Origin of the sequence: Pseudomonas sp. JDS28PS106 (genome assembly GCF_036706555.1) — a bacterium.
Taxonomy (GTDB): Bacteria; Pseudomonadota; Gammaproteobacteria; order Pseudomonadales; family Pseudomonadaceae; genus Aquipseudomonas.
In genome coordinates this window covers 66,068-78,636 of record NZ_JBAJGT010000015.1, presented here as the reverse complement: position 1 = coordinate 78,636, position 12,569 = coordinate 66,068, and the positions used below count along the sequence as shown (strand labels likewise).

The following is a 12,569-nucleotide window of genomic DNA, read 5'->3' as shown; positions in this document are numbered from 1 at the left end:
CATTGCAGTATCTCGCCGCAAGGCTCACAGACGTCCGCCGCTTGTCAGGCTACCCGCGGACCCGTCTGATGGCAGGTCAGGATCGGGGATGACATAACAAAAAGCCCGTAGGACTCTTCATGCCTGACACCCGCTGCTACAACCTCCCTGAATCCGCCTATGAACGTTTGATCGAAGCCCGTGACTCGCTTCGCCTGCTCGACGGGTACGTCAACAAGACTGACGTGCTGTGCAACCCTTCCATGCTGGCGGATTATGTGTCGTTGTTGCAGGACGCATTGCAGGAGGTCATCGTCGCGACCCGTCCGGCGAAGCCGCGTGAAACCTTCATGGACAAGGCGGACGAGCTCGGCTTCGTCGCGCTCAATCCGAAGGAACAGACGATGATCCAGCATTTGCGCTGGACCAGCCTTGAGGGACGCGAAGACGTCTACGCGCTGGCAGAGCGCCTGCGCTACCTCAAACCCTGGGTCATGGAGCCCTGACAGGCGCCCGCGGGTTCGACGGTGCACCCGGCTCGCTTGCTGTCGCAATCCTGAAGCAGAGACATTCTGTAATACCGCGACTTTGCTTTTCTCCCCCGGACAGTCCACCCTGCCGCGCCGCAGCCCAGCGGCAGGCGGGGCGGAACCATGCGGGCCCACCCGCGATCTTCTTTCATTGACGACACTTCAAGAGCACACCGTTATGAGTAACGGACGCGATCTCAGAATCGACTTTTTCCGCGGTCTGGCACTGATCTTCATTTTCTGGGACCACGTACCGGACAATCCTCTGGCGCAGCTGACGGTGCGCAACTTCGGTTTCAGCGACGCCGCGGAAATCTTCGTGTTTCTGGCAGGCTACGCCGCCATCCTGGCCTATGGGCGCATCGCCCAGCGCGACGGACTGCTGGTCGCCAATGTGCGGATCCTGCGACGGACCTGGGTGCTGTACGTGGTGCACATCTTTCTGCTGACACTGCTGATGGGCATCGTCTTCGTTGCCAACAATCACGTGGAAACCCGCGACATGGTCCAGCAGATGGGCCTGGAATACTTCGTCGGCAATCCGCAGCAAGCGCTCGCCGACGAATTGCTGCTGCGTTTCAAACCCAACCTCACCGACCCGTTGCCGCTCTACATTGTCTTGCTGCTGGCCTTGCCGCTGATCCTGCCGCTGATGCTGCGCAGGCTGGAAATCGCTGTGGGCCTGTCGTTCGCGCTCTACCTGATGGTCCCGCTCTACGGATGGAACCTGCGCGCCTACGAAGGCGGAGGCGTCTGGTACTTCAACCCGATTGCATGGCAATTGCTGTTCGTGCTGGGTGGCGCCTGTGCGCTGCGCTCGCAGGCAGCGCCGGCGTCCGTACAACGTCCGCTGGGCCAGCAACCCCTGTTCATCGCCGCCGCGCTGTATGTCGTCGTCGCCGGCATCCTCACATTCAGCGAAAAGTGGCCCAGCATGCATGCCGCGCTCGTATCGATCCTGCATCTGGAACCGCTTTACCCGATCAGCAAGACCGACCTCGCCCCCGCGCGCCTTCTGCACTTCCTGGCGCTGGTCTACGTCGTCGCCAGACTGCTCCCCGCCGATCAACGCTGGCTGGACAACTGGCCCGCCCGCCAAGTACAGCGCATGGGCCGCTACTCGCTCGAAATCTTCTGCCTCGGCGTCCTGCTCGCGCCATTGGCCGACATGGCCAACGCCCTGGCCGGCGACACCTGGTCGATGCGCTTCACAACCGCCATCCTCGGACTTGGGCTGATGGTACTGATGGCGAACGGGCTGGAACTGAATAAAAGACTCGGCAGAAGCGCCCAGCCGATCCCGACTTGAGAACCCCTTCTCAGTGAAACGCCTTCTCGGAAGTTTCCCACAGAGTTATCAGGCCAAGGTTTGCGGGCGTTGGCCGTTACGGATGGGGAATGGATCAAACAGAGAGGGTGTTTCATGCAAATTTCTAATGTTTCGTGCCTGCCGAACAGTGTCCCTGGGACCCCTGATCCGCGCTTGCCTTTACGCGAGTCGGACCTGACATCGGCACTGGAGCCGCAGCAGCAGGTACGATCCTCCCTATCGCCAATCGAAAGCTTTTACACCTACCAGAAAGAACCATGGCTGGCGGATCCGGGCTATGAGGATGTGACAAGCCTGGAAGAGTATATCGATCGCAAGAAATCAATGGATCGCATCGAACTGGCATTGGTGCAAATCACCTACCATCGTTTTCAAGACCACCTGGAAAGCACCTATCCGGACCTTGCGAAAAAAGGATTTGGCTTTACTCTCGGCCCGGATGCAAACCTGAAGATAATCAACTATTCGAATGCATTGACAGAAGCGGAACGGTCTACCGTGACCGAGTTGCTGAACGGGTTCGAGGATTTGAAGGAGAGAATTCAGGCACATGCGAAGACTGTAATAATTCTTGCCCAACATGATCATGAGACGTTCGGTCCTGCTCGTGATATAGGGCTGCATAATTTTCACGAGATGGTTGACTACCATAAGGTGCTCAGCAACTGTCTTGACGGCATGCAGGGGGAATGGGTGCGCCAGGTGAGGAGCTATGCGCCCCGTACAGAATCTACGTATATTTCTACCGAGGTGTAACGAGGCTGCCAGCCAGCATACGCTTGCCTGGCAGCCTTGGCTTTAGCTGCGGGGAGCCACGGTTCTCTGCACTTTCTGCGTGCAGATATGGCCGAGATAAAATAGACGTGGCTTGGGAGGGGCGGTTTCCAGCAGAATATTCCTCACATGGTACCCGCCCACTCTGTACCAGCTTTTCCACGTATTGAAGCCTCTGTTCTTATCTGTAAACTCGTTAGCTTCGTAGCCGCCATAACATGCTCCCAAATGGATACGCTCTGATGCAGTACCATCAGCGCCGCTTATCAGTACTCGAGTTTCTGACTTTTCGTTTTTGCCAAAGCTGAGTTCAAACACCGCGACCCCGCCTTTCAGTGGAGCACCTTTGGTGTCCGAAAACTCCACGTTCAAGACAGCCTCCTTGTAGATCTGTGTGGCAAGCCAATCGGGCACCGTATAGCCGGACGGAATTCGCAGCACCCCAGGCTCATCTAGTAGATCGTATTTCTTCATTACAGGATACGAGCCAAAACTGACAGTATACGGAATTTCGTTAGCTAGCGTATTAGACCTTGGGGAAACCCGAATAAATACGTTATCCCCCACCTGTAGATCCTTGAGCACTTTATTCCGAAAATTAAGCGGCGCCCACTCCCCACTCACAGTGTATTCCACCTTCCAGGCCTCAACTTCCGGCTCGCCATTAGGCAAGCCTATAAGAACATCCTACCCTCTCTGGACTACGAAGCCGTAATAATGAACCGGATACTTCACGCTAATGGCATTCTTTATGAGGTGGACCCCATCCTCAATGACCGTAAACAGCGGCTGCGCGACCTCTTCTACATCAGCTGGGCTAGCAGGCAAATCGTTTTGCCTCTGGACTAAATTTTCAGGTTGATGCACTGCCTGTCCTTGTTCATCAAGTGCTTCCAACGGAATTGAGGATTCCGGTCTTTGAGAGGAATTCGGCGCTGACTCTTGCCGGTTCTCATTTATAGGATTGCTTTTTTCGTCTCCAGCGTTGATCTGACTAATATCTTGAGCCCACCCCAACCCTGTCATACTCAAAGCCAAAACCACTGACTGTGCAGATAACCATTTTTTTGATTTTTTCATACTCATCTCTTTTTGTTTTAAGGCTGCACCCTGCAACCTTTGAGACGAACTAATAGAAGTATGAAAACCGCGTCAATAGGCGGGAAAAAATTACAGAAAAATCCTACATAGCAGTACCAAAACAGAAATTTCCTACGCACTTTTCAGGCAATGTTTTGCCGATATCAGCCGTTAGCGTTTACGGTACTGACTAAAAAAGGAACACCCGATGAAAATTGGCACAATGCAGATTCCCGCCTTGCAACCCTCGGTCGCGAAGAAGCCTCAATTCATTGAGTCTGAAGTAGCGGCCCTCAAGCCGGCAGAGAAGACAGACGCACCAAAACAACGCGATCCCAATGCTGAGTTCTATCGCCGCGTAGAAACGCCTTGGCTAGCCAAGACGGCTACTGGAGAAATCCATCCGTACTACAGAGGTTTATCGGAAGAGAAACTCAATGAAATACGAGACGAGTATCTCAATCGACTCCAAAAGGAGGCTGCTGAAGACCTACGCAAAATGTTCGACTCCTACTACAGCCTCAAAAGCCAGCTCTCCTACACCAACCCCGAGCTCGCAAAGAAGTACTTCGGTTTTACCCTGGGCTTCGATCAGCAGGTCAAGATCACCGACCCCGACGGTGTGCTGACGCCGGTGGAGGCGGCCTTTCTGACTGAGCAGTTGAACAACCGCGCGGGGTTTCGCGAGACGCTGGTAGATCATGCGCGTCTGCTGATGGAGCAAGTTGACCATGACCGGGTGCGGTTCCCGGACCGTTACAAGATCAATCTGGAAAATTTCAGCAAGATCATCGACTACGGTCAGCTGTTCGCCCGCAACAATATTGGCAGCTTCATCAAGACCCTCAACTATCAACTGGAGCGCAATGCCGAGAAGATCGAAGAGAAGAAACCGGATTCGATCGTCGCCGTGCATGCCTGAATCGTGACGCGGGCCTGTGCAAGGCCCGCAGCCGCCCGGACAATTTGTGCCGCAAGCGCAGCGAGCGACTAAGCTTGTGTCAGGTGCGTTTCGCAGGATTACCGGGCTTCGATCATGGGCGTATTACGGCATTCCGATATCGACAAAGATGCAGTTCCCGCGGATCGTCAGGATCAACCGAACGCGCCGCGCCGGCATCGCCGGCGCCATGCATGGCGGGTGTTCTGGGTGGTGGTGGCAGTGGGCGGCGTGGCGCTGGGCGCGGCCGTTGCGGTGGAGAGTCGCAGTTCCAGACTCCAGGCGCATGAGTTCAACCGCTTCGCGGCCAGTCTGCGTTATTCAGTGGAGCCTGGCCCCAGCGACGCCGTGGTGTACCCCGGGGACGGGCCATTCGATAAACGCCTCGGTTATTCGGCGCTGGATGATTTCGTGCCGCGGCTGCTCAAGCGTGATTATCTGATCACCCGCCAGTCGCGTTTTTCGCCGGAGTTGCTGCGCTACAGCCAGCGCGGTTTTTTCGTGCCTTATCAGGAAAAGTCCCAGGCCGGCCTTTCGCTCACCGATTGCCAAGGCGCGCCGCTGTACGAGTTTCGCTACCCCCAGCAGCTTTATCCGGATTTCGCCGCCATTCCGCCGGTGGTGGTCCACAGTCTGTTGTTCATCGAGAATCGAAACCTGCTGGACCCGGACCAGCCGCTGGCCAATCCGGCAGTCGACTGGCCCCGCTTCGTCAAGGCGGCCTGGTCGCAGTTTGCCCGGATGCTGGCGCTGCCGGGACAGTCGGCGGGAGGTAGCACACTGGCGACGCAGCTGGAGAAGTATCGCCACTCGCCCGACGGGCTGACGCAGTCCGGGGTCGAGAAGTTGCGGCAGATGATTTCCGCCAGCGTGCGCGCCTATCAGCCCGGTATCGAGACGCTCGACGTGCGTCAGCAGGTCGTGCGCGATTACCTCAACAGCGTGCCGCTGTCGGCGGTGCCGGGCCACGGCGAAGTGCACGGGCTGGCGGAAGGCTTGCGCGTCTGGTTCGGCGCGGACTTTGCGAAAACCAATGAAATCCTCGCCTCCGAGCCCGTGGACCCTGAAGGCATCAAGGCCAAGGCGCTGGCGCTGCGCGAGGTACTGTCACTGGTCATAGCCCAGCGGCGGCCTTCGCATTATCTGTCCAAAGGCCGGCTGGAGCTGGCCGATCTCACCGACAGTCACATTCGCTTGCTGGCTCAGGCCGGCATCATCGACAGGCCGCTGGCCGATGCCGCGCTGACCGCTCCCCTCGCCTACCGGGACTGGGCGCAGCAGCCGACGGTTCAGCCCAACGAGACCAACAAAGGCATCAGCGTCGCGCGCAGTCGGCTCTCGGCCCTGCTGGACCGGCCTTTCTATGATCTTGACCGCCTCGATCTGTCGGCGACCAGCACCTTGCAAGGGGAGTTGCAGACCAAGGTCAGTCAATACCTTCGGGACCTGGCGAACCCTGAGTTCGCGGCCAGCATCGGTTTGCTGGGCGAACGTTTGCTCACCCCGGCCAGTACGGCGCAAGTGCGGTATAGCTTTACGCTGTTCGAACGTGGTGACGACGGCTCGCGGGTGCGGGTGCAGACCGACAACACTGACCAGCCATTCGATATCAACGAGGGTAGCAAGCTGGAACTGGGCTCGACTGCCAAGCTGCGGGTGTTGACCACCTATCTTGAGATCATCGCTGAGCTGCATGACCGCTACGCGGGCCTGAGCAACGCGCAGTTGCGCAAGGCTCCCGTCGAAACGCCGGACCGGCTGACCCGCTGGGCGGTGGATTACCTGCTGCAGAACAAGGACCGCGATCTGTCGAAAATGCTTTCGGCTGCGTTGGACCGCAAGTATTCGGCGAGTCCCGCCGAGAGCTTTTTCACCGGCGGCGGCCTGCATCGCTTCAACAACTTTCGTCGTGAAGACGACTCCCGCATCCCGACCTTGCGCGAATCACTGCGCGAATCGATCAACCTGCCGTTCATCCGTCTGATGCGCGACGTGGTGCGCTACAGCACCTATCAGGGCAGCAACAGCGCGGCTTTGCTCAAGGATGACCGAAACCCCCGTCGCCAGGAATACCTGAGCGAGTTCGCCGACCGCGAAGGCCGTGTTTTTCTGCTGCGGTTCTGGAAGCGCTACCGCGACAAGACCACCGAACAGAGACTGGAAACCTTTCTCGACGGCATTCGCCCGACCGCTTCCAGACTCGCCGCCGTTCACCGCTATCTGTGGCCCAGCGCGCAGCGAGAGGAATTCGACAGCTTCGTTCGCACTCACTTGAGCGACAGCACCCCGCGCGGCAAGCTGACGGAGAAGCGTCTGGAAGAGCTTTATCGCAGTTACGGACCGGGCGCCTACGACCTGCCGGATCAAGGCTACATCGCCCGAGTGCATCCGCTGGAATTGTGGCTGGTGGGCTATCTGCTGCAAAACCCCGATGCGCAGTTCAAGGAGGCCGTCACCGCCAGCCGCCATGAGCGCCAGGAGGTTTACAGCTGGCTGTTCAAGAGCCGGCACAAGAGCGCGCGTGACAGCCGCATTCGCACCATGATGGAAGTCGAAGCGTTTCTGGATATCGAGCAACGCTGGCAGAAGGTCGGCTACCCCTTCGATCACCTGGTGCCGTCGCTGGCGACCGCCATCGGCAGTTCGGGCGACCGGCCTGCCGCGCTGGCGGAACTGATCGGCATCATCCAGAACGATGGCATCCGCCTGCCCGCCGTGCGTATCGACAGTCTGCATTTCGCGGCGAATACCCCCTACGAAACGCTGTTCACCATCAACCCTGATCTGGGCAAGCGGGTATTGCCTTCGGAGGTCGCCGCCGCGCTGCGTGAAGCCCTGTCGCAAGTGGTCGAGGGCGGTACGGCCAAGCGGGTCCAGGGCTCCTTCAAGTTGCAGGACGGCACAACGCTGACCATGGGCGGCAAGACCGGCACCGGCGATAACCGGATCGAAAGCGTGGGCGCGGGCGGACGCATCATCAGTTCCAAGGCCATCAACCGGACAGCCACCTTCGTGTTCTATATCGGCGAGCGCCATTTCGGCACCCTGACTGCCTATGTGCCGGGGCGGGCTGCGGAAGGGTTCCGGTTCACGTCCGCCCTGCCGGTCCAGGTGCTCAAAGGCATGGCGCCGATCCTTACGCCTTACCTGGAACACGCGGGTACGGCCATGTGCAGCGGACCCTCGCCAGCCGTCGCTAACCGAATGTGATCGATCACAAATGAGAACCGTTCGTCCTGATCACTTGATAAGTCATTAAGATATATCTTACGGTATATCTAACTTGGCACGAGAGATCATGACGATGCGTGACACCCCTCATCACCCGCCGACGCTGCGCGAGTACGGCGACGGCTTCGAAAAACGTCCCGGCCGCGAGCGCGGTGGACGCGGCCCCCGGGTATTTGCCCCTGGCGATCTCAAGCTGTTGTTGCCGGCGCTCATCGCCGAGCAGCCCTGCCACGGTTATGACCTGATCCGTCAGATCGAGGGCATGTTCGACGGCGCCTACAGCCCCAGTCCCGGCGTGATTTACCCGACCCTGACATTCCTCGAAGAAAGCGAACTGATCACAGGCGACGCCCAAGCGGGCAAGAAGCTGTACCGCGTCACCCCGGCCGGCCTTGCCTGGCTGGGGGAACAAGCCGTCGCCCTGGACGGCGTGCGGATGCGCATCGACGTCAGCAAGCGATCGCTGCGCGGGCATGATCGTCCGCCCGAGATCCACGAAGCGATTCATAACCTGCGCCATGCCCTGCACTTGCACCACGGCCGCTGGAGCCCGGAAGAAATCCTGCGGGTTCGCGACCTCCTCAATGACACGGCCAAAGCCATCGTCGACGGCCCTGCCCACTCTTCAGGAAATGCCCAATGACTTCACAACTGTCCATTCATCGCGTCATGCACGAAATCAAACGCCGCAGGCTCGAAGTGCTGCGCGTGACCAGCGTTACGCCTCTGATGCGCCGGATCACCTTGCATGGGCCCGAGCTTGAGGGATTCATCAGTCTGGGTACGGACGATCACGTGAAACTGTTCTTCGCCAGCACGCCCGAGGAACAGCAGGCGCTGGACAACTGGGTACCGATGAGCGAGAGCGACGGCCCGCGTCCGGCCATGCGCGATTACACCCCGCGCCGCTACGACCCGCAGACTGGTGAACTGGACATCGATTTCGTGCTGCACGGTGAAGGCCCGGCGGCGACCTGGGCGGCGCAGGCCGAGCCGGGGCAGTTCCTGCACATTGCCGGGCCCCGTGGGTCGATGGTGGTGCCGGACATGTTCGACAGTTACCTGCTGATCGGCGATGAAACCGCCCTTCCCGCCATCGCCCGCCGTCTTGAATCCTTGCCGGCCAACCGGGCGGCGCTGGTGGTGGCCGAAGTCGCCAACCCGCTGGAGCAGCAGGTCTTCGAAAGCGCGGCGCAGGTGGACGTGATCTGGGTGGTGCGTGGCGAGCAGGATCTGCAAGACGTCGTCCGCCGTCTGGAGATGCCGGAAGGCAAGCTTTACGCCTGGATCGCCACCGAGTCGGGACTGTCGCGCAAGCTGCGGCGGATTCTGCTGGACGAATTCGGGCTCGACGAGGAATTCGTCAAGGCGGCGGGTTACTGGAAGCGGGAAGGCTAAGAGAGATCGGGAATCGCCAGCAAGCTGGCTCCAACGGTGGTAGGAGCTAGTTTGCTAGCGATCTGCCGCCACGCGGCAGCAAAACCAGATGACACGGTGTGTCAGGCATTGCCTATCGCCAGCAAGCTGGCTCCCACAAAAGCGCCCTGTGCCGATCCTGCAGGAAGCTGCCTCCCAAAAAAGCCAGCCTGCGCGAACCTTGTGGGAGGGAGCTTGCTCGCGACGGACGTAACGCGATCAGACTGATGCACCGCGTCGTCTTCATCGCCAGCAAGCTCCCAAGGTGGTAGGAGCTAGCTCGCTAGCGATCTGCCGCAACGCGGCAGCAAAACCAGATGACACGGTGTGTCAGGCATTGCCTATCGCCAGCAAGCTGGCTCCCACAAAAGCGCTCTGTGCCGATCCTGCGTGAAGCTGCCTCCCAAAAAGCCAGCCTGCGCGAACCCTGTGGGAGGGAGCTTGCTCGCGACGGACGTAACGCGATCAGACTGATGCACCGCGTCGTCTTCATCGCCAGCAAGGCGGAACGCCGCCCCGGTGGCTCCTACAGTCGGCGGCGGGCGATTGATTTGTCCGCGGTGATGACCAGCAAGGCAATCAGCACGAAGCCCGACAACACACCCAAGGCATTCACCACGGCCTTGGCATAGCCGATGGTGCCTACGTCGATGAACGGATACAGGTAGTCGCCGATCACACTGCCGCGCAGCAGGACGTATCCGAAGTAGATGATCGGATACAGCATCCAGATCGCCAAATGCCTGAAACGCAGCGCGCCCTTGGGAACAAACAGCAGCCAGTAGAGCACGAACAGGATCGGCATGACGTCGTGCAGCAGTTCGTCGGCGATCCATTGCCAGCCTTGCGGCTGCCACAGGTGGCGCAACAGCACGTTGTAGGCGATGCCGACCAGCGCGATGCTTGCGGCGATTCCCCCGCAGATGACCGGGTTTCGGAAAAAACGATGCCCGGCCGATTGGCCGGTACTCAATGCGCACGAAAGCGCCACCGCGACCAGTGTGTTGGTCAGTACCGTAAAGAAACTGAAGAACCGGACCAGTCCGCCCAGCAGACTGGCTTGATCGGCCCAACGTCCGAGAAATATCAGATACAGCTGGATTGCAAGGCCGGCCCACCCCAGGCAGGCCGCGATCCGTGCATACCAGCGCGATCCCTGCGCCTGTCGCGAGTGTTCGCTGAACATCGATCATGAGTCCTTGAATGACACGCCCGCGATTGAACGCGGGGTTTCTGCAAATTGACAGTCTGGCTTACCAGCCCTTGCTGCGATGCAACTTGACGTACAGCGCTTCGACTTTCTGACGCGCCCAGGGGGTCTTGCGCAGGAATGTCAGGCTCGACTTGATGCTCGGATCGCTCTTGAAGCAGCGAATGTCGATGCGCTCGGCAAGGCCGGACCATTCGTAATGCTCGACGAGGGCCTTGAGAATCTGCTCCAGCGTAACGCCGTGCAGGGGATCGTGGGTGGGCGTGGTCATGTCACTCCGAAGATCTGAAAACCGAAGCTGCGCACCTTAGCCGAGCCGCTCTTCAGCGGGAAGAGTCAGGTTGGCCAGAGTCGCGGACAGGGCCAATGAACGGAGCACAGAACTGTGCGCATAGGTCGCAGCTGCCACTATTGCAAAAAACGCAACGCTCAATGTCGTCTTTGTGACTGGTGGTAAACTCGTTAGCGCCCTATCATTGCGCCCGTCGCTGCTGAATCGATTTTCCCAGCATTTTCAAAGCCTTCGTCCGTCTGCGTATGCGGTCGCGGGCGGCTATGCATTCAGCGCCCATAAAAACTCGAACAGAATGTCTTTTCCCATGCCTAGTTATTCCAAGCGTCACTGCTTCGTAACTGTCCCTCGCATCGCCGGCCTTTGTGGCCTGGCGGTGCTCAGCCTGACCGGCGCCGCGCAGGCCGCGCCTGCCTTCGATTCCGACTCGCCCTGGATGCTCGGCGACTGGGGCGGCAAGCGTACCGAACTGTCGCAGCAGGGCTTCGACTTCAAGCTGGACTACACCAGCGAAACCGCAGCCAACCTGCACGGTGGTTACGATCACGACAAAGCCACCCGCTACAGCGACCAGACCACCTTGAGCGCGCATCTGGATCTGCAGAAGCTGTTGGGCTGGCATGACGCGGAGTTCCAGCTGGCGCTGAACAACCGCAATGGCGACAGCCTGGGCAACGACCGCACAGGCGACCCGCGCACCGGCACGATTTCGTCGTCCCAGGAAGTCTGGGGTCGCGGCAGCGTGACCCGCCTGACGCAGCTCTGGTATCAACAGAAGTTCTTCGACCAGGCGCTGAGCATCAAGCTGGGCCGGTTCAACGAAGGCGAAGACTTCAACACCATGCCCTGCGATTTCCAGAACCTGTCGCTGTGCGGTTCCCAGGTCGGCAACTACGTCGACACCTGGTACAACTGGCCGATCAGCCAGTGGGGCATGCGCGTCAAGTATCAGCTCAATCCGGAGCTGTTCGCGCAGATCGGCGTGTTCGAGCAGAACCCGTCGAACCTGGAAAACGACAACGCTTTCAAGCTGAGCGGCAGCGGCACTCAAGGCGCGGTCGTGCCGGTGGAGCTGGTCTGGACACCGAAAATCGGCGGTCTGCCGGGCGAATACCGTGCCGGTTACTACTACAGCAGCGCCGACAGCCAGGACGTCTACAAGGACGCCAACGGCCGTTCCGCCGCGCTGGAAGGCACGTCGTATCGCGGATCGTCGAGCAAGCACGGCATGTGGCTGAACTTCAGTCAGCAGGTCACCAGCCTGGCCAGCGACCAGAGCCGCGGCCTGAGCCTGTTCGCCAACGGCACCCTGCACGACAAGAAGACCAATATGGTCGACAACTATGTTTCCCTCGGCATGGTCTACAAAGGCCCCTTCGATGCCCGCCCTCAGGATGCGCTGGGCCTCGGCGTTTCACGCATCCACGTCAACCCTGCGTATCGCAAGAATGCCAATGCACAAAACCACGCAGCAGCGGTCTACGACTACGACGACCCGGCCTTCATGCCTCTTCAGGACACCGAATACAACGCTGAACTCTATTACGGCATTCACGCAGCCAACTGGCTGACCGTACGGCCGAATTTGCAGTACGTGCGTCACCCCGGCGGCGTCGACCGCGTGGACAACGCGCTGGTGGCGGGCCTGAAATTGCAACTCTCGTTCTGACCGGCGGTTGAATCGCACTGCCGGGAATACGTTCCAAGCATTTGTAACAACGAATGACGTCAGCACTGCCTTGCTGTAACGAGACGTCAATCAATCACTCTTCACGGAGATTCGCATT

12 protein-coding genes are annotated in these 12,569 nt (G+C 59.2%); 8 read left to right on the top strand and 4 right to left on the bottom strand.

Annotated features, from left to right (window positions below):
* Positions 1–119 precede the first annotated feature (119 nt).
* The 3 genes from TRP66_RS20300 (at position 120) to TRP66_RS20290 (ending at position 2,595) form a co-directional block, all read left to right on the top strand.
* Positions 120–485, top strand: coding sequence for a hypothetical protein (locus TRP66_RS20300; protein WP_333406473.1), 366 nt, complete (start codon positions 120–122; stop codon positions 483–485).
* 202 nt (positions 486–687) lie between these two features.
* Positions 688–1,818 (top strand): OpgC domain-containing protein, encoded by a 1,131-nt coding sequence (locus tag TRP66_RS20295; RefSeq protein WP_333406471.1) that lies wholly within the window; start codon positions 688–690, stop codon positions 1,816–1,818.
* Positions 1,819–1,932: 114 nt separating this feature from the next.
* Entirely contained in the window at positions 1,933–2,595 is a 663-nt protein-coding gene (locus TRP66_RS20290; protein WP_333406469.1) for a hypothetical protein, read from the top strand.
* Between the two features lie 42 nt (positions 2,596–2,637).
* Here the strand turns inward: TRP66_RS20290 and TRP66_RS20285 are convergent, their stop codons facing one another.
* The gene (locus TRP66_RS20285) at positions 2,638–3,087 is read right to left on the bottom strand and encodes a hypothetical protein (protein ID WP_333406467.1); all 450 of its coding nucleotides are present in this window, start codon (positions 3,085–3,087) and stop codon (positions 2,638–2,640) included.
* Positions 3,088–3,300: 213 nt separating this feature from the next.
* The gene (locus TRP66_RS20280) at positions 3,301–3,693 is read right to left on the bottom strand and encodes a hypothetical protein (RefSeq protein WP_333406465.1); all 393 of its coding nucleotides are present in this window, start codon (positions 3,691–3,693) and stop codon (positions 3,301–3,303) included.
* 208 nt (positions 3,694–3,901) lie between these two features.
* On the opposite strand from TRP66_RS20280, the gene TRP66_RS20275 reads away from it, so the two are divergent.
* The 4 genes from TRP66_RS20275 (at position 3,902) to TRP66_RS20260 (ending at position 9,262) form a co-directional block, all read left to right on the top strand.
* Positions 3,902–4,615, top strand: coding sequence for a hypothetical protein (locus tag TRP66_RS20275; protein ID WP_333406463.1), 714 nt, complete (start codon positions 3,902–3,904; stop codon positions 4,613–4,615).
* 114 nt (positions 4,616–4,729) lie between these two features.
* Positions 4,730–7,843 (top strand): transglycosylase domain-containing protein, encoded by a 3,114-nt coding sequence (locus TRP66_RS20270; RefSeq protein WP_333406461.1) that lies wholly within the window; start codon positions 4,730–4,732, stop codon positions 7,841–7,843.
* Between the two features lie 94 nt (positions 7,844–7,937).
* Positions 7,938–8,507, top strand: a complete 570-nt coding sequence (locus tag TRP66_RS20265; protein WP_333406536.1) for a PadR family transcriptional regulator — start codon at positions 7,938–7,940, stop codon at positions 8,505–8,507.
* On the top strand, positions 8,504–9,262 hold the full coding sequence (locus TRP66_RS20260; RefSeq protein ID WP_333406459.1) for a siderophore-interacting protein: 759 nt from the start codon (positions 8,504–8,506) through the stop codon (positions 9,260–9,262). Before TRP66_RS20265 ends, TRP66_RS20260 begins: the two co-directional genes overlap by 4 nt.
* A 544-nt stretch (positions 9,263–9,806) precedes the next feature.
* On the opposite strand, the gene TRP66_RS20255 is transcribed toward TRP66_RS20260, so the two are convergent.
* Both TRP66_RS20255 and TRP66_RS20250 read right to left on the bottom strand, forming a co-directional pair.
* Positions 9,807–10,466, bottom strand: coding sequence for a Pr6Pr family membrane protein (locus TRP66_RS20255; protein WP_333406457.1), 660 nt, complete (start codon positions 10,464–10,466; stop codon positions 9,807–9,809).
* A gap of 67 nt (positions 10,467–10,533) precedes the next feature.
* A complete protein-coding gene (locus TRP66_RS20250) occupies positions 10,534–10,761 on the bottom strand; it encodes a VF530 family protein (RefSeq protein WP_333406456.1) in 228 nt (75 codons plus the stop codon).
* Positions 10,762–11,089: 328 nt separating this feature from the next.
* Between TRP66_RS20250 and TRP66_RS20245 the strand changes: the two genes are divergently transcribed.
* The gene (locus TRP66_RS20245) at positions 11,090–12,451 is read left to right on the top strand and encodes a carbohydrate porin (protein WP_333406455.1); all 1,362 of its coding nucleotides are present in this window, start codon (positions 11,090–11,092) and stop codon (positions 12,449–12,451) included.
* Positions 12,452–12,569: the final 118 nt, after the last annotated feature.